We start from the raw sequence: 17569 nt of genomic DNA on the forward strand, positions 1-17569 counted from the left end.
TCCCGCACGTTACCAACGGGGACCGACACCGGGCCGGTCCAGCCGGTAGACCCGGCGCGCGGTGTCCGCCGCGATCATCGTGGCGACGCGCTGGGCGTCCTTGCGGGACCAGGCGCCGTCCATGACCCACTCGCCGAGCACCCGCGTGAGGGCGGTGCGGAAGACGCTCGCGGCGACCACGTGGAGCTCGGGCAGCCCGTGGGCGCCGCTGGAGAACAGCAGCTTGCCGAAGGGCGCCCGTTCCAGGACCTCGGCGAGGACGGCCGCGGCCCGTGCCCCGGTGTGGACGAGGACGGGGCCGAGGTCCGCGTACACGTGCGCGTGCGCGCCGGTCAGGTGCGCGGCGGCGCGGTGGTGCGGGTAGGAGTGCAGCAGCACCAGGTCGGCGCCGAGTCCGGTGGTGGCGGCGGCGAAGCCGGCGATCGAGGCCGGGTCGCGGTCCCCGGTGTGCAGCTGGAGGGGGCGTCCCGCGGTGACCGCGGTCCAGAGGAGATGCCGCAGCAGGACGGGGTCGCCGAGCCTCTCGCCCGCCGGACGTCCGGCGAGCCAGCGGCCCGCCGCCCGGCGCACCTCCCCGGGCTCCGGCGGGTCGGGGGCGTACGCGAGCCCGTGGCGGGCGCCCTCCGCGGAGGCGAAGGCCACGGCGTGGGCGGCGGCCCCGTGGACGGCCTCGGCGAGGTTGGCGAGGAAGGCCTCGACGGTTCCCGAGGTGTCGGCGATCTGTTCGGCGAGGGGTTCCAGGCGGACGATCTCGTGTGCCTCGGCGGCGCCGACGGTGGCGAGTTCGGCGGGCCCGGTCAGATCGTCGGGGCGGCCGGTGTCGACCAGGTAGGTGGCGATCCCGGAGGCGCGGAGCAGGCGCCGGGCCGCTTCGGCGACACCGAGTTCGCGGCGGCGCGCGAGGTAGCGGGCGGGCGTGCAGTGCGGTTCGAGCCCGAGGAGCGGCGGGCACCACCGGCGCACGGCGAAGCCGGTCTGGGTGTCGAAGAAGGTGGTGCCCGCGGCGGGCAGCGCGCCACCGGCGCCGAGCTGGGCGCCGAGGTGGGCCTCGAAGGTGCCGAGGCCGAGCTCCCTACGGAGCACCCCGTGGCAGTACTGGTCCACCAGGCTCGGCGTGTCGATCATCTCGGGGGGCTCCCTGTGTGGACGTGTTCTCGTCTCCACACGTCCTAACGGGTGAGCCCCGCGCGAGGTTGTTGCCTCAGCTGCCGGAGGGTCCGCCGATCTGGATACCGGCCATCCGGCTCCACTCGTACGGGCCGGTGGCGACCTTGGCGGCGAACTCGCCGTCGAACTCCTCGTGGAGGGTGAGACCGGCCTTCTCGGCGGCCTTCTCGGCGATCGCGTACGTCGGCGCGACGAGGTCGCCCCAGCCGCCGTCGGTCCCGACGAGCACGATCCGGGTGCCCGCCTGGCCGATGTGCGCGAGGTGTCCCTCGGAGCCGCCGTGCTCCTTGGAGAAGGACTGGATCTCCCTGGCGAGCTTGGCCGCCTTGCGCTCTTCGTGCTTCGTTTCTGCCATGAAACCGATGCTACCGAGGGGTAGATCGACTGGCGACGGCCGGGTCACGTGGCCTATCCCACGTGACCCGGCCGTCGGCCGAGCGGATCATCTGAGCGGAGCGCGCCCGCGGCTGCGCCGCGGACCGGGCCCTAGCGGAGGAAGGGGTCCACCGCGACCGCCACGAAGAGCAGCGAGACGTAGGTGATGGACCAGTGGAAGAGGCGCATCTCCTTGAGCTTCGCGCCGGTCGCGCCGTTCTTCGCGCGGTGGAGCAGCGCGTGCGCCTCCCAGAGCCACCAGCCACCGGTCAGCAGGGCCACGGTCAGGTAGAACCAACCCGTGTAGCCCAGCGGGGTGAGCAGCAGCGAGACGGCGACCATCACCCAGCTGTACGCGACGATCTGCTTGGCGACGACCCGGTTGGAGGCGATCACCGGGAGCATCGGCACGCCCGCGCGGGCGTAGTCGTCCTTGACCTTCATCGACAGCGGCCAGTAGTGCGGCGGCGTCCAGAAGAAGATGACGAGGAAGAGGATGACCGCGGCCCAGGACATCGAGTTGGTCACGGCCGACCAGCCGATGAGGACCGGCAGGCAGCCGGCGATGCCGCCCCAGACGATGTTCTGCGCGGTGCGGCGCTTCAGGATCATCGTGTAGACCACGACGTAGAAGAGGAGCGCGCCGAGCGAGAGGGCGGCGGAGAGCCAGTTGACGAGCAGGCCGAACCAGAGCGTGGAGACCACGGCGAGGGTGAGGCCGAAGACCAGGCCCTCGCGCGGGGTCAGGACGCCCGTGACCAGCGGTCGCTGGGAGGTGCGGTCCATCATCGCGTCGATGTCGCGGTCGATGTACATGTTGAGCGCGTTGGCGCCGCCCGCCGACAGGTAGCCGCCGAAGCAGGTGGCGAGCACCAGCCACAGGTCGGGCACGCCCTGCTCGGCGAGGAACATCACCGGGACGGTGGTGATGAGCAGCAGCTCGATGATCCGCGGCTTGGTCAGCGCCACGAATGCCTTGACGCGGGCCCCGAACGGCCGATGGCCCCCCGGGCTGGGAGTCAAGACGACCCCTGCGGGTCGGGACTCGACGGCCGTCACGCACACCCCTGACAGAGAAATTCCCAGCAAGCTCCCCGGATGAAGGCGGGGTGAAGCTTGCGCGTACCACGCCACTGTAGACGTTGCCCAGACACCGATCTTCGCGGGGGTGGGGTCGTGTTGAGGGGGTGTGTCCCAAGGCGTGGACACGGTTCGGGAGGCGAAGTCACACGGGCGGCGGCAGTCTTGCTGTGTCCGCTCATTTGAGGGGCATGCACACGAAAAGAGGGGCGTTCCGGCGGGGGTAGGCTCGACAACGCCGGTACACCCTCAGTCACCGGCTTCAGACATGTGGAGAGGAGCCCTGACCCAGGGTGAGCACTAAGCCGACCACCACAGACCTCGAGTGGACCGAGTTGGACCAGCGCGCGGTGGACACCGCCCGCATCCTGGCGGCGGACGCCGTACAGAAGGTCGGCAACGGCCATCCCGGTACGGCGATGAGCCTGGCGCCCGCCGCGTACACCCTCTTCCAGAAGGTGATGCGGCACGACCCGGCCGACCCCGAGTGGGTCGGGCGCGACCGGTTCGTCCTCTCCGCGGGACACTCGTCCCTGACCCTCTACACCCAGCTGTACCTGGGTGGCTTCGGTCTTGAGCTGGACGATCTGAAGGCCTTCCGTACCTGGGGCTCGAAGACCCCCGGCCACCCGGAGTACGGCCACACCGCCGCCGTCGAGACCACCACGGGCCCGCTGGGCCAGGGTGTCGCCAACGCCGTGGGCATGGCGATGGCCGCCCGCTTCGAGCGCGGTCTGTTCGACCCGGAGGCCGCCACCGGCGCCTCCCCGTTCGACCACCGCGTCTACGCGATCGCCGGCGACGGCTGCCTTCAGGAGGGCATCTCCGCGGAGGCGTCCTCGCTCGCCGGCCACCAGAAGCTCGGCAACCTGATCCTGCTGTGGGACGACAACCACATCTCGATCGAGGGCGACACCGAGACCGCCGTGTCCGAGGACACGATGAAGCGGTACGAGGCGTACGGCTGGCACGTCCAGCGCGTCGAGCCGCAGGCCAACGGCGACCTGGACCCGGCCGGGCTGTACGCGGCGATCAGGGCCGCCGAGGCCGAGACCGGGCGTCCGTCGTTCATCGCGATGCGCTCGATCATCGCCTGGCCCGCCCCGAACGCGCAGAACACCGAGGCCGCGCACGGCTCGGCGCTCGGCGACGAGGAGATCGCGGCCACCAAGCGCGTCCTCGGCTTCGACCCGGAGCAGACCTTCGAGGTCTCCGACGAGGTCATCGCGCACACCCGTGCGCTCGGCGACCGCGGCCGTGAGGCCCGCGCCGCGTGGGAGAAGTCGCTCGCCGAGTGGCGTACGGCCAACCCGGAGCGTGCCGCCGAGTTCGACCGCGTGCAGGCGAACGAGCTGCCGGCCGGCTGGGCCGAGAAGCTCCCGGTCTTCGAGCCGGGCAAGGGTGTCGCCACCCGCGCCGCCTCGGGTCAGGTCCTCAAGGCGCTCGGCGCGGTCATCCCGGAGCTGTGGGGCGGCTCGGCCGACCTCGCCGGCTCCAACAACACGACGATCGACAAGGACTCGTCGTTCCTGCCCGAGGGCAACCCGCTGCCGGAGGCCGACCAGTACGGCCGCACGATCCACTTCGGCATCCGCGAGCACTCGATGGCCGCGGAGATGAACGGCATCGCGCTGCACGGCAACACGCGCATCTACGGCGGCACCTTCCTGGTGTTCTCCGACTACATGCGCAACGCGGTGCGGCTGTCCGCGCTGATGCACCTCCCCGTCACGTACGTCTGGACCCACGACTCGATCGGTCTGGGCGAGGACGGCCCGACGCACCAGCCGGTGGAGCACCTGGCCTCGCTGCGCGCGATCCCGGGTCTGAACGTGGTCCGTCCGGCCGACGCCAACGAGACGGCCATCGCCTGGCGCGAGATCACGCAGCGCCACACGAAGGTCTTCGGCAAGGGCGCCCCGCACGGCCTCGCGCTCACCCGCCAGGGTGTGCCGACCTACGCGCCGAACGAGGACACCGTCAAGGGCGGCTACGTGCTCTTCGAGGCCGAGGGCGGCGCGCCCGAGGTCGTCCTGATCGGCACGGGCTCCGAGGTGCACCTGGCCGTCGAGGCCCGCGAGCAGCTCCAGGCGGCCGGCGTCCCGACCCGGGTGGTCTCGATGCCGTCGGTGGAGTGGTTCGAGGAGCAGGGCCAGGAGTACAAGGACTCCGTCCTGCCGCCGTCGGTCAAGGCCCGGGTCGCGGTCGAGGCCGGTATCGGTCTCACCTGGCACCGGTACGTCGGGGACGCCGGCCGGATCGTCTCGCTGGAGCACTTCGGTGCCTCGGCGGACGCGAAGGTCCTGTTCCGTGAGTTCGGTTTCACGCCGGAGGCGATCGTCGCCGCCGCCCGGGAATCGATCGACGCCGCCGCGCGCTGACCCGCATACGTACGACTTATTGGAGATGCAATTCTCATGACAGACGCTCTCAAGCGCCTCTCCGACGAAGGCGTCGCGATCTGGCTGGACGACCTGTCGCGCAAGCGGATCACGTCCGGCAACCTGGCCGAGCTCCTCGACCAGAGCCACGTGGTCGGCGTGACGACCAACCCGTCGATCTTCCAGAAGGCGATCTCCTCGGGTGACGGTTACGAGCAGCAGCTCGCCGAGCTCGCCGCCCGCAAGGTGACCGTCGACGAGGCGATCCGCATGATCACGACGGCGGACGTCCGCGACGCCGCCGACATCCTGCGGCCGGTCTTCGAGGCGACCGAGGGCCAGGACGGCCGGGTCTCCATCGAGGTCGACCCCCGTCTCGCCCACGAGACGACCGCCACCATCGCCGAGGCCAAGCAGCTGGCCTGGCTGGTGGACCGCCCCAACACCCTGATCAAGATTCCGGCCACCAAGGCGGGTCTGCCGGCGATCACCGAGGTCATCGGCCTCGGCATCAGCGTCAACGTCACGCTGATCTTCTCGCTGGAGCGCTACCGCGCGGTCATGGACGCCTACCTGGCGGGTCTGGAGAAGGCCCGCGAGCGCGGCCTCGACATCTCCAGGATCCACTCGGTGGCGTCCTTCTTCGTGTCCCGGGTGGACTCGGAGATCGACAAGCGCCTGGACGGCATCGGCACCGACGAGGCCAAGGCCCTCAAGGGCAAGGCCGCCCTGGCCAACGCCCGTCTGGCCTACGAGGCGTTCGAGGAGGTCTTCTCCTCGGAGCGCTGGGCCGCCCTCGACAAGGCGCAGGCCAACAAGCAGCGTCCGCTGTGGGCCTCGACCGGCGTCAAGGACCCGGCGTACAAGGACACCCTGTACGTCGTGGACCTGGTCGCCCCCGGCACGGTCAACACCATGCCGGAAGCCACCCTGGAGGCCACCGCCGACCACGGCGAGGTCACCGGTGACACGGTGCGCGGCACGTACGACCGTTCGCGCGCCGAGCTCGCGGCCATCGAGAAGCTGGGCATCAGCTACGACGAGGTCGTGCAGCTCCTCGAGGACGAGGGCGTCGAGAAGTTCGAGGCGTCCTGGAACGACCTTCTCAAGTCCACCGAGGCGGAGCTCGCGCGCCTCGCACCTTCGGAGGCGTAAGCACTTTGAGCGCAGTCCACGGAGCCAACCCGCTCCGTGACGCCGCAGACCGACGGCTCCCGCGCATCGCGGGGCCGTCGGGCCTGGTGATCTTCGGCGTCACGGGCGATTTGTCCCGGAAAAAGCTGATGCCTGCCGTCTACGACCTGGCCAACCGCGGCCTGCTGCCGCCGGGCTTCTCGCTCGTCGGCTTCGCCCGCCGGGAATGGCAGGACGAGGACTTCGCGCAGGAGGTCTACGAGGCCGTCAAGCAGCACGCGCGCACCCCGTTCCGCGAGGAGGTGTGGCAGCAGCTGATCCAGGGCATGCGATTCGTCCAGGGCGACTTCGACGACGACGAGGCCTTCGAGCAGCTGAAGACCACCGTCGAGGAGCTGGACAAGGCGCAGGGCACCGGCGGCAACTTCGCCTTCTACCTGTCGGTCCCGCCGAAGTTCTTCCCCAAGGTCGTCCAGCAGCTGAAGAAGCACGGCCTGGCGGACCAGAAGGACGGCTCCTGGCGCCGCGCGGTCATCGAGAAGCCCTTCGGCCACGACCTGATCTCCGCCGAGGAGCTCAACGAGGTCGTCCACGAGGTCTTCCCGCCCAACGAGGTCTTCCGGATCGACCACTACCTCGGCAAGGAGACCGTCCAGAACATCCTGGCGCTCCGCTTCGCCAACACGCTCTTCGAGCCGATCTGGAACCGGTCCTACGTCGACCACGTGCAGATCACCATGGCCGAGGACATCGGCATCGGCGGCCGCGCCGGGTACTACGACGGCATCGGCGCCGCCCGTGACGTCATCCAGAACCACCTGCTCCAGCTGCTCGCGCTGACCGCGATGGAGGAGCCCGCCTCCTTCGACGCCGACGCGCTGGCCGCCGAGAAGACCAAGGTCCTCGGCGCGGTGAAGCTGCCCAAGGACCTCGGCGCCTCCACGGTCCGCGGCCAGTACGCGGCCGGGTGGCAGGGCGGCGCGAAGGCCGTCGGCTACCTCCAGGAAGACGGCATCGACCCCAAGTCGAAGACCGACACCTACGCGGCCGTCAAGCTGGAGATCGACAACCGCCGCTGGGCGGGCGTCCCCTTCTACCTGCGCACCGGCAAGCGGCTCGGCCGCCGCGTCACCGAGATCGCGGTCGTCTTCCAGCGCGCCCCGCACTCCCCCTTCGACCACACCGCGACCGAGGAACTCGGCCGCAACGCCATCGTCATCCGGGTCCAGCCGGACGAGGGCGTGACGGTGCGGTTCGGCTCCAAGGTGCCCGGCACCCAGATGGAGATCCGGGACGTGTCGATGGACTTCGCGTACGGCGAGTCCTTCACGGAGTCCAGCCCCGAGGCGTACGAGCGGCTCATCCTCGACGTGCTGCTCGGCGACTCGAACCTCTTCCCGCGCGTCGAGGAGGTCGAGCTGTCCTGGAAGATCCTCGACCCGATCGAGCAGTTCTGGGACACGCACGGCAAGCCCGCGCAGTACCAGTCCGGGACCTGGGGTCCGGTCGAGGCGGACGAGATGCTCGCACGAGACGGACGGAGCTGGCGCCGGCCATGAAGACCGACCTGACGGACACCACGTCCTCCAAGATCAACAAGGCGCTGGTGCTCGGGCGGCGGGCGATCGGCACCCCGGCCGTCGGCATGGTGCTCACCCTCGTCATCGTCACCGACGAGGAGAACGCCTACGACGCCCTGAAGGCCGCGAACGAGGCGTCCCGCGAGCACCCCTCGCGGACCCTCGTCGTCATCAAGCGGGTCTCGCGCTCCCCGCGCGACCGCGCCGTGGCGCGGCTCGACGCCGAGGTCCGCCTCGGCGCCGACGCCAGCACCGGCGAGACGGTGGTCCTCCGGCTGTACGGCGAGGTCGTCGACCACGCCCAGTCGGTGGTCCTGCCGCTGCTCCTGCCGGACGCCCCCGTCGTCGTCTGGTGGCCGGTGAACGCGCCGACCGACCCGGCGAACGACCCGCTGGGCGCGCTCGCCCAGCGCCGGGTGACCGACACGTACGCCGCCGAGCAGCCCATCCAGGAGCTGACCTCGCGCGCGGACGCGTACACCCCGGGCGACACCGACCTCTCGTGGACCCGGATCACCCCGTGGCGTTCGATGCTCGCCGCCGCGCTCGACCAGGTCGTGTGCGACGTGACCTCCGCCGAGGTGGAGGGCGAGGAGTTCAACCCGAGCGTCGAGCTGCTCGCGATGTGGCTGGCGGAGCGGCTGAAGGTGCCGGTGCGGCGCTCGAAGTCGGCCGGCCCCGGTCTCACCTCCGTGCGGATGGAGACCAGCTCCGGCCCGATCGTCCTCGACCGGCCGGACGGCTCGCTCGCGACCCTCTCCATCCAGGGGCAGCCGGACCGCGGCGTGGCGCTCAAGCGCCGCGAGACGGCCGAGCTGATCGCCGAGGAGCTGCGCCGGCTCGACCCGGACGACACCTACGCGACGGCGCTCAAGTTCGGTCTTGAGCGACTCGACGAGGAGGCCGCCGTCCGCGCCCCCGCGCCGGAGCCGGAGGCCGCCCCGGCCCCGGCCGAGCCCGCGGAGAAGCCGGCGGCGAAGCCCGCCGCCAAGAAGGCACCGGCGAAGAAGGCGGCGGCCAAGTGAGCGCCCCTCAGCTGGTCGTCCACCGCGACAAGGAGCTGATGGCCGAGGCCGCGGCGGCCCGGCTGATCACGAAGATCGTGGACGCCCAGGCCGCCCGCGGCTCCGCCTCGGTGGTGCTCACCGGCGGACGCAACGGCAACGGCCTGCTGGCGGCGCTCGGCGCGGCGCCCGCGCGGGACGCGGTCGACTGGTCGCGGCTCGACCTGTGGTGGGGCGACGAGCGCTTCCTGCCCGAGGGCGACCCCGAGCGGAACGTCACCCAGGCCCGGGAGGCGCTGCTCGACCGGGTGCCGCTCGACCCGGCGCGGGTGCACGCCATGCCCGCTTCGGACGGGCCGTACGGCAGCGATGTCGACGCCGCCGCGGCCGCGTACGCGGAGGAGCTGGCGGCCGCCGCGGCCCCCGGCGACCACGGCGGGGTGCCGAGCTTCGACGTCCTGATGCTGGGCGTCGGTCCCGACACCCATGTGGCCTCGCTCTTCCCGGAGCTGCCCGCGGTCCGCGAGACCGAGCGGACGGTGGTCGGCGTGCACGGCGCGCCCAAGCCGCCGCCGGTCCGGGTCTCGCTGACCCTTCCGGCGATCCGGGCGGCGAAGGAGGTCTGGCTGCTCGCGGCCGGTGAGGACAAGGCGAAGGCCGCCGCGATCGCGCTGTCGGGCGCGGGCGAGGTGCAGGCCCCCGCCGCGGGTGCCTACGGCCGCTCGCGGACGCTGTGGCTGCTCGACGCGGCGGCGGCCTCGGAGCTGCCGCGGAGTCTGTACCCGCCGGCGTCGGCCTGATCCGACGACGCGGAGGCCCGGTTCACCCCTCGGTGGACCGGGCCTCCGTCGTCGGTACGGAGCCCGGCGCGTCGGGCCGGGAGCCCTGCGCCGAGTCCGGCACGGAGCCCGGCACGGGTTCCAGGAAGGGCGCCAGAAGATCCGGTACGGCCCCGGCGGCGAAGGTCAGGCCCTGGCTCTGGCCCGCGTCGAGGATGTCGTACGCCCCCGCTCCGGCCGCCGTGGTGGCGGTCAGGGTGAGGACGCCCGCGCGCCGCTGGAAGTACGACTGCTTGACGGTCCAGCCGATGACGCCGGAGCGCTGGAGGGCGACCGTGGCACGCCGGAACGTACCCGAACGGGTGACGAGGTAGGCGCCGCTGACACCGTGTCCGAGGCTCCGGTACGCGTCGAGGGCGAACACCACGGCGATCGGGGTGAGGACGACCGCGCAGCCGGCCGCCACGTAGAGCAGGACCGGGGTGAGGAGGAGTCCGAGGAGGGCGAGGAGCGCCGCGGGCACGAGGACGCTCCACAGCGCCCAGGCCACCCTGCGGGTGCGGGCGGCGCGCGGATGGGTGGCAAGCGGCGCCCCGGTCGGCGGCTCCGGCTCGCGCAGCACCTGGGCGGCGACCCGGTCGGCGACGGCCCGCTCCACGGCCGGCAGCAGGGTCTTGAGGTCGGTGTGCCGGTCGTCGCCGCTCTCCGTGAGACCGGTGGCGACGGCGTCGACGCGGGCGGCCCCGCAGAGCCGGACGCCGAGCGGCTCGACCAGCTCGATCCCGCGCAGCCTGCGCTCCTCCAGGGAGACCGACCGGGTGGTGAGGAGGCCGCGGGAGACCCGCACGGTGCCGCCCGGCTCGCGCTCCAGACGGTAGTTCCACCACATCTCGACCCAGAGGCCCAGGGCGCCGACGGCCCCGGCGACGGTGGCGAGGAGGATCAGGTCCACGATCATCCAGGTGACGGAGACGTCCTGGAAGCGGTCGCCTATCCAGCCGATGACCTCATCCTGGGCGCCGAACCACTCGCTGACCTGCATGACGGCGCCGGCCGCCGCGCCGCCGAGGGCGGGGGCGAGGAAGGAGACCGGGGCGTAGCGGATCCAGCGCGGGTCGAGGACGGCCAGGGCGTTGTCGTCGTCCGGCTCCTCGGGAGCGGTGACGGCCGCGCGGGCGAGCAGTTCGTGCCGGAGCCGCTCGCCCTCGGCCCGGGTGACCAGGTCGAGTTCGAGGGTGGACTCGCCGCCCGAGGTGTGTTCGCCGGTGCCGATGCGGACCTTGACGAGGCCGAAGACGCGCTGGAGGGGGTTGGCGGTGAGGTCGGCGCTGCGGATGCGCTCGCGGGCGAGCGAGCGGCGCTGGACGACGAGGAGTCCGGTGTGGAGTTCGACGCGCTCGCGGCCGACGCGGTAGCGGGTGCGGCGGAAGCGGAGGGTCTCGGCGACGATGTCGACGGCGAGGGCGAGGGCGACGCCCGTGGCGACCCAGGCGAAGGCCTGCCACAGGGGCCGTGAGCCGGCCAGGCCGAACGCGGTGGGCAGCGCGGCTCCGGCGAGGACGCCGGAGAAGAGGACCACGCGGACGAGGACGGTCCGGGGATCGAGCCGCAGCCAGTCGGTGTCCTGGTCCACCCTCTCGGCGCGGTCCACGCTCATGTGGCGTCCCCGGGGGTGTCCTGGGTGATGGCGGTCAGCCGTTCGGCGAGGTCGGCGGCCACCTCGTGGTCGAGTCCCTCGATCCGGATGGCGCCCTTGGAGGACGCGGTGGTCACGGTGACGGTGGCCAGCCGGAAGAGCTGCTCCAGCGGGCCGCGCGAGGTGTCCACGGTCTGGATCCGGGACATCGGCGCGATCCGCCACTCCTGCCAGAGGGCCCCCGTGCGGACGTAGACGGCGTCCTCGGTGACCTCCCAGCGGTGGACGCGGAACCACCAGGCGGGGAAGAACGCGGTGCAGGCGAGGCCGACGGCCGCCACGGCCCCGGCCGCGGTCAGCAGCCAGAACCGGGCGGGTCCGATGAAGGCGCCGAGGACGCCGAGGACCACCACCGGCAGGGCGGTGGTCACCAGGAGCCGGGTCCGCCACCAGGTGACGGCCCGCTCGTCCACGGCGTTCCTGGGCGGCCGCAGCCGCACCGTGTTCTCCCCCCCCATGTCCCTACCGTCCGCGCAGCGAGCGGTAGGCGGAGACGAGCCCGGCGGTGGAGCTGTCGAGCTGCTCGACGCCCTCGCCACCCGTCAGGACCGGCTCGATCCGCTTGGCGAGGACCTTGCCGAGCTCGACGCCCCACTGGTCGAAGGAGTCGATGTTCCAGACGGCGCCCTGGACGAAGACCTTGTGCTCGTACAGCGCGATCAGCTGGCCGAGGACGGACGGGGTGAGCTCCTCCGCGAGGATCGTGGTGGTGGGGTGGTTGCCCTGGAAGGTCTTGTGCGGGACGAGCTCCTCGGGGACGCCCTCGGCCCGTACCTCCTCGGGCGTCTTGCCGAAGGCGAGCGCCTGGGTCTGGGCGAGGAAGTTGGCCATGAGCAGGTCGTGCTGGGCGACGAGGCCGGGCAGCAGGTCGGCGACCGGCCGGGCGAAGCCGATGAAGTCGGCCGGGATGACCTTGGTGCCCTGGTGGATCAACTGGTAGTACGCGTGCTGGCCGTTGGTGCCCGGGGTGCCCCAGACGACGGGTCCGGTCTGCCAGTCGACCTTGTTGCCCTCGCGGTCCACCGACTTGCCGTTGGACTCCATGTCGAGCTGCTGGAGGTAGGCGGTGAACTTGGACAGGTAGTGCGAGTACGGCAGGACGGCGTGCGACTGCGCGTCGAAGAAGGCTCCGTACCAGACGCCGAGGAGGCCGAGCAGCAGCGGCGCGTTCTCCTCGGGCGGGGCGGTGCGGAAGTGCTCGTCGACGAGGTGGAAGCCGTCGAGCATCTCGCGGAAGCGCTCCGGGCCGATGGCGATCATCAGGGAGAGCCCGATGGCGGAGTCGTAGGAGTAGCGGCCGCCTACCCAGTCCCAGAACTCGAACATGTTCGTGGTGTCGATGCCGAACTCCTCGACCTTCTCGGCGTTGGTCGAGAGGGCGACGAAGTGCTTCGCCACGGCCTCCTGGCCGGCTCCGAGTCCGGCCAGGAGCCAGTCGCGGGCGGAGGTGGCGTTGGTGATCGTCTCGATGGTGGTGAAGGTCTTCGAGGCGACGATGAAGAGCGTCTCGGCGGGGTCGAGGTCGCGGACGGCCTCGTGGAGGTCGGCGCCGTCGACGTTGGAGACGAAGCGGAACGTCAGGTCGCGCTGGGTGTAGGCGCGCAGGACCTCGTAGGCCATGGCGGGGCCGAGGTCGGAGCCGCCGATGCCGATGTTGACGATGTTCCTGATCGGGCTGCCGGTGTGACCGGTCCACCCGCCCGCGCGCACCGTGTCGGCGAAGGACGCCATCCTGTCGAGGACGGCGTGCACGCCGGGGACGACGTTCTCCCCGTCGACCTCGACCACGGCCCCGCGGGGGGCGCGCAGCGCGGTGTGGAGGACCGCCCGGTCCTCGGTGGTGTTGATCTTCTCGCCGCGGAACATGGCGTCGCGCAGCTCGGCGACGCCGGTGGCGGCGGCCAGTTCGCGCAGCAGGGTCAGCGTCTCGTCGGTGACGAGGTGCTTGGAGTAGTCCAGGTAGAGGTCGCCGACGCGCAGGGCGTAGCCGGTGCCACGCTCGGGGTCGGCGGCGAACAGTTCCCGCAGATGGGTGTCGCCCAGCTGCTCACGGTGCTTGCCGAGGGCCGCCCACTCGGGCAGCCGGTTGAGCCTGGTGCGGCCTTCGTTGTTCATCTCGGACATCGCCCACTTCTTCTCGTACTGCTTGTCTGCCCCGCTGCCTCTCCAACCTAATTGATCAGAGGGGCGGGCGACGCGACAGCGAGGACGAACACGGCCATGGCGCCTCCGGGTCCGCCCGTGAGACGCCGAACGGGCCTTGCCCGCGAATCGAGTTCGCGGGCAAGGCCCGTTCGTCACACCGTCACACCATGCTTCAGATCTCGCCCCGCAGCTTGGCGAGCGCCTCGGCGAGGATCGCCTCGCCGTCCGCGTCGCTGCGCCGCTCACGCACGTAGGCGAGATGGGTCTTGTACGGCTCCGTGCGCGGCGGGTCCGGCGGGTTGTCCCGGTCCTGACCGGCCGGGAAGCCGCAGCGGGGGCAGTCCCAGGTCTCCGGGATCGCCGCGTCGCTGGCGAAGCTCGGCTGCGTCTCGTGCCCGTTCGAGCACCAGAAGGAGATGCGGGCGCGCGGCGCCGATTCGCCCCGCTCGGCCTCGCCCATCGGCCCCGCTCCGACCCGGCTTCCCCGGATCGCGTTGCCACTTGCCACGGTCGTAACTCCCTGCGTGATGGTGCTCGAAGATGCCCCAGTCTACGTAAGGCCCAACGCGCGTCCAGTGATTGGAGTTACCCGTCCAACTTCATCAGCAGACCAAGTACCACAATGCAGGCGAACCAGAGCAGAGCGACCACGATGGTGATCCGGTCGAGGTTGCGCTCGGCGACCGAGGAACCACCGACGGAGGACTGCATTCCGCCACCGAACATGTCGGAGAGGCCGCCACCCTTCCCCTTGTGCATCAGCACGAGCAGCATCAGCAGCCCGCTGAAGACGATGAGGGCGATCGAGAACCCCATAACCACGGCTGGACCAACTTCCTCGGACTTATACGGACGGGGGCCGGGCACCTGCCCGACCCCCGCAAGGGTACGACGTAACTCCGCTACCGCATACTCACTGGTCGCGGAAGCGGACGATCTTGACGAACTCGTCGGCGTCCAGTGCCGCGCCGCCCACGAGGGCGCCGTCGACGTCCGGCTGCGCCATGATCGCGGCGACGTTGCCGGACTTGACCGAGCCGCCGTACTGGATGCGGACCTTGTCGGCCAGCTCCTGCGAGTACAGCTCCGCGAGACGGCCGCGGATCGCCCCGCAGACCTCCTGGGCGTCCTCGGGGGTGGCGACCTCGCCGGTGCCGATGGCCCACACCGGCTCGTACGCGATCACGATGGTCTCGGCCTGCTCGGCCGGGACGTCCTTCAGGCCGCCGTCGAGCTGGGCGAGGGTGTACTCGACCTGCTGACCGGCCTTGCGGATGTCCAGGCCCTCGCCGACGCAGAGGATCGGGGTCACGCCGTGCTTGAAGGCGGCCTTCACCTTGGCGTTGCAGACCTCGTCGTTCTCGGCGTGGTACTGGCGGCGCTCGGAGTGGCCGACGGCCACGTAGGTGCACTTCAGCTTGGACAGCATCAGGCCCGAGATCTCGCCGGTGTAGGCACCGGAGTCGTACGCCGAGATGTCCTGGGCGCCGTACTTGATCTTGAGCTTGTCGCCGTCGACCAGGGTCTGCACGGACCGGAGGTCGGTGAAGGGAACCAGGACCGCGACCTCACAGGCGTCGTAGTCCTTGTCGGTCAGGGCGAAGGCGAGCTTCTGGACGTGGGCGATGGCCTCGAGGTGGTTGAGGTTCATCTTCCAGTTGCCCGCCATCAGCGGGGTGCGGGTGCTGCTCATAAAGCGGTCAGTCCTCCAGTGCGGCGAGGCCGGGAAGCGTCTTGCCCTCGAGGTACTCGAGGGAGGCGCCGCCGCCGGTCGAAATGTGGCCGAATGCCTTCTCGTCGAAGCCCAGGATGCGGACGGCGGCGGCGGAGTCGCCACCACCGACCACCGTGAAGGCCGGGGAGTCGACGAGCGCCTGGGCCACGGCCCGGGTGCCCTCGGCGTAGTCGGGGTGTTCGAAGACGCCCATCGGACCGTTCCAGAAAACGGTGCCGGCGTCGGCGAGCTTCGAGGCGTAGAGCTTACGGGTCTCCGGACCGATGTCCAGGCCCTCCTCGTCCGCCGGGATGGCGTCCGCGGCGACCGTGGTGGGGTTGGCCGGAGCCTTGGTCTTCAGGTCGGGGAACTCGCCCGAGACCAGCACGTCGACGGGGAGCACGAACTCCACGCCGCGGTCCTCGGCGCGCTTCAGGTACTCCTTGACCGCCGGGATCTGGTCCTCCTGGAGCAGCGAGATGCCGACCTCGTGGCCCTGGGCCTTGAGGAAGGTGTACGCCATGCCGCCGCCGATGAGGATGCGGTCGGCCTTCTCCAGGAGGTGGTCGATCACGCCGAGCTTGTCGGAGACCTTGGCGCCGCCGAGGGCGACCACGTACGGCCGCCGGACGTCGTCCGTGAGCTTCTTCAGGACGCCGACCTCGGTGGCGATGAGGTAGCCCGCGGCGTGCGGCAGGCGCGCCGGGAGGTCGAAGACCGAGGCGTGCTTGCGGTGCACGGCGCCGAAGCCGTCACCGACGTAGACGTCGGCGAGGGCGGCGAGGCGGTCCGCGAAGGCGCCGCGCTCGGCGTCGTCCTTGGAGGTCTCGCCGGCGTTGAACCGGAGGTTCTCGATGACGGCGACCCGGCCGTCGGCGAGGCCCGCGACGGTGGCGGTGGCGGAGTCGCCGACCGTGTCCGTCGCGAAGGCCACCTCGGCGCCGAGGAGCTCGCCGAGCCGGGCGGCGGCCGGGGCCAGCGAGAACGCCGGGTCCGGAGCGCCCTTCGGGCGGCCCAGGTGCGAGGCGACCACGACGCGGGCACCCGCGTCGGCGAGCGCCTTGACCGTGGGCACGACGGCGCGGATGCGGCCGTCGTCGGTGATGGTGGTGCCGTCGAGCGGCACGTTGAGGTCGGCGCGGACGAACACCCGCTTGCCGGAGACGCCTTCGGCGAGAAGCTCGTCGATCGTCTTCATCTGTCACAGACTCCTTGGTACGCGGTGGAGCACACAAACAGGGCTCGCACAGCGCGGCGTTGCGCTGCCCGAGCCCTGCTCACATCGAAAGCCTGCCCTGAAGCTTAGAGCTGACCGCCGACGAAGACGGTGAGGTCGACGAGACGGTTGGAGTAGCCCCACTCGTTGTCGTACCAACCCAGGATCTTCACCGTGCTGCCTTCCTGGACCATGGTCAGGGAGGCGTCGAAGGTGCAGGAGGCCGGGTCACTCACGATGTCCGAGGACACGATCGGGTCCTCGGTGTAGTACAGGATGCCCTTGAGGTCGCCGTCCTCGGCGGCCTTCTTGAACGCGGCGTTGACCTCGTCCTTGGTGACCTCGCGGTCGAGCGTCACGACCAGGTCGGTGGCGGAACCGGTCGGGACCGGGACGCGCATGGCGATGCCGTCCAGCTTGCCCTTGAGCTGCGGGAGGACCAGCGCGGTGGCCTTGGCGGCACCCGTCGTGGTCGGGATGATGTTCTCCGCGGCGGCGCGGGCGCGGCGCAGGTCCTTGTGCGGGAAGTCCAGGATCCGCTGGTCGTTGGTGTACGCGTGGACCGTGGTCATCAGGCCCTTGACGATGCCGAAGTTCTCGTCGAGGACCTTCGCCATCGGGGCGACACAGTTGGTGGTGCAGGACGCGTTCGAGATGACGTCGTGCCGCGCCGGGTCGTACTTGTCCTGGTTGACGCCCATGACGATGGTGATGTCCTCGTCGGTGGCCGGAGCCGAGATGAGGACCTTCTTGGCGCCACCGGCGATGTGCTTCTCGGCGTCGGCCTTCTTGGTGAAGATGCCGGTCGACTCGATGACGATGTCGACGCCCAGCTCACCCCAGGGGATGTCGGCCGGGTTGCGCTCGGAGAGCACCTTGATGGTGTGGCCGTCGACGGTGATGGTGTCGGCGGTGTGGGTGACCTCTGCCTTGAGGCGGCCCAGGATGGTGTCGTACTTCAGCAGGTGGGCCGTGGTCGCGGTGTCACCCAGGTCGTTGACAGCCACGATCTCGATGTCGGCACCCTGCTCAAGGAGCGCGCGGAAGTAGTTCCGGCCGATGCGGCCAAAGCCGTTGATGCCTACGCGGATCGTCACGAACCGATCTCCTCGTTAGGTACGCCGGTGTGCTCGACGCCGGCGAGATTTTTGTTTTTTGGGATGTCCCCGACCGCTTACGACCCTACCCCCCCGGGCGCCCCCGAGTGACATCCAGCGCAGCCGTACGAGCCCGGAAAGTGAGGGAGAAAGGCCGACGGCCCGTACCTACCAACGGGTACGGGCCGCCGTGGGACCTTT

Annotated in this window: 16 protein-coding genes; 5 read left to right on the forward strand and 11 right to left on the reverse strand. The window is 70.8% G+C overall.

Features of this window, described 5'->3' with window-relative positions:
* Nucleotides 1–9 precede the first annotated feature (9 nt).
* The 3 genes from ABT129_RS05180 to ABT129_RS05190 form a co-directional block, all read right to left on the reverse strand.
* Complete coding sequence (locus ABT129_RS05180) at nucleotides 10–1125, reverse strand: amidohydrolase (protein ID WP_351896750.1); 1116 nt, start codon at nucleotides 1123–1125, stop codon at nucleotides 10–12.
* A 76-nt stretch (nucleotides 1126–1201) separates the two neighbouring features.
* The gene (locus tag ABT129_RS05185) at nucleotides 1202–1522 is read right to left on the reverse strand and encodes a hypothetical protein (RefSeq protein ID WP_351896753.1); all 321 of its coding nucleotides are present in this window, start codon (nucleotides 1520–1522) and stop codon (nucleotides 1202–1204) included.
* A gap of 131 nt (nucleotides 1523–1653) precedes the next feature.
* The gene (locus ABT129_RS05190) at nucleotides 1654–2601 is read right to left on the reverse strand and encodes a heme o synthase (RefSeq protein WP_351896755.1); all 948 of its coding nucleotides are present in this window, start codon (nucleotides 2599–2601) and stop codon (nucleotides 1654–1656) included.
* Between the two features lie 314 nt (nucleotides 2602–2915).
* On the opposite strand from ABT129_RS05190, the gene tkt reads away from it, so the two are divergent.
* The 5 genes from tkt to pgl are packed head-to-tail and all read left to right on the forward strand — an operon-like array spanning nucleotide 2916 to nucleotide 9521.
* Nucleotides 2916–5003, forward strand: a complete 2088-nt coding sequence (gene tkt / locus ABT129_RS05195; protein WP_351896757.1) for a transketolase — start codon at nucleotides 2916–2918, stop codon at nucleotides 5001–5003.
* 36 nt (nucleotides 5004–5039) lie between these two features.
* Nucleotides 5040–6158, forward strand: coding sequence for a transaldolase (tal, locus tag ABT129_RS05200; protein WP_351896760.1), 1119 nt, complete (start codon nucleotides 5040–5042; stop codon nucleotides 6156–6158).
* Nucleotides 6159–6163: 5 nt separating this feature from the next.
* Entirely contained in the window at nucleotides 6164–7696 is a 1533-nt protein-coding gene (gene zwf, locus ABT129_RS05205) for a glucose-6-phosphate dehydrogenase (RefSeq protein WP_351896762.1), read from the forward strand.
* A complete protein-coding gene (gene opcA, locus ABT129_RS05210) occupies nucleotides 7693–8742 on the forward strand; it encodes a glucose-6-phosphate dehydrogenase assembly protein OpcA (RefSeq protein WP_351896765.1) in 1050 nt (349 codons plus the stop codon). The genes zwf and opcA overlap by 4 nt, the downstream gene beginning before the upstream one ends.
* Nucleotides 8739–9521: a 6-phosphogluconolactonase gene (gene pgl / locus ABT129_RS05215; RefSeq protein ID WP_351896767.1), complete on the forward strand. Its 783-nt coding sequence runs from the start codon at nucleotides 8739–8741 to the stop codon at nucleotides 9519–9521. The genes opcA and pgl overlap by 4 nt, the downstream gene beginning before the upstream one ends.
* 22 nt (nucleotides 9522–9543) lie before the next feature.
* Here the strand turns inward: pgl and ABT129_RS05220 are convergent, their stop codons facing one another.
* The 8 genes from ABT129_RS05220 to gap form a co-directional block, all read right to left on the reverse strand.
* Complete coding sequence (locus tag ABT129_RS05220) at nucleotides 9544–11157, reverse strand: PH domain-containing protein (protein WP_351896769.1); 1614 nt, start codon at nucleotides 11155–11157, stop codon at nucleotides 9544–9546.
* Nucleotides 11154–11654, reverse strand: a complete 501-nt coding sequence (locus tag ABT129_RS05225; protein ID WP_351896772.1) for a PH domain-containing protein — start codon at nucleotides 11652–11654, stop codon at nucleotides 11154–11156. Before ABT129_RS05225 ends, ABT129_RS05220 begins: the two co-directional genes overlap by 4 nt.
* A 4-nt stretch (nucleotides 11655–11658) precedes the next feature.
* Nucleotides 11659–13311, reverse strand: coding sequence for a glucose-6-phosphate isomerase (gene pgi / locus ABT129_RS05230; RefSeq protein ID WP_351897056.1), 1653 nt, complete (start codon nucleotides 13309–13311; stop codon nucleotides 11659–11661).
* Between the two features lie 202 nt (nucleotides 13312–13513).
* The gene (locus ABT129_RS05235; protein ID WP_071891222.1) at nucleotides 13514–13849 is read right to left on the reverse strand and encodes an RNA polymerase-binding protein RbpA; all 336 of its coding nucleotides are present in this window, start codon (nucleotides 13847–13849) and stop codon (nucleotides 13514–13516) included.
* Nucleotides 13850–13926: 77 nt separating this feature from the next.
* Entirely contained in the window at nucleotides 13927–14157 is a 231-nt protein-coding gene (secG, locus tag ABT129_RS05240) for a preprotein translocase subunit SecG (RefSeq protein WP_351897058.1), read from the reverse strand.
* Between the two features lie 97 nt (nucleotides 14158–14254).
* Nucleotides 14255–15034, reverse strand: coding sequence for a triose-phosphate isomerase (tpiA, locus tag ABT129_RS05245; protein WP_351896774.1), 780 nt, complete (start codon nucleotides 15032–15034; stop codon nucleotides 14255–14257).
* Nucleotides 15035–15041: 7 nt separating this feature from the next.
* Entirely contained in the window at nucleotides 15042–16253 is a 1212-nt protein-coding gene (locus ABT129_RS05250) for a phosphoglycerate kinase (protein WP_351896777.1), read from the reverse strand.
* Between the two features lie 104 nt (nucleotides 16254–16357).
* On the reverse strand, nucleotides 16358–17368 hold the full coding sequence (gap, locus tag ABT129_RS05255; protein WP_351896779.1) for a type I glyceraldehyde-3-phosphate dehydrogenase: 1011 nt from the start codon (nucleotides 17366–17368) through the stop codon (nucleotides 16358–16360).
* Nucleotides 17369–17569: the final 201 nt, after the last annotated feature.

It is taken from the genome of Streptomyces sp. NPDC002057, from assembly GCF_040296665.1.
In the GTDB taxonomy this organism is placed as follows: Bacteria; Actinomycetota; Actinomycetes; order Streptomycetales; family Streptomycetaceae; genus Streptomyces.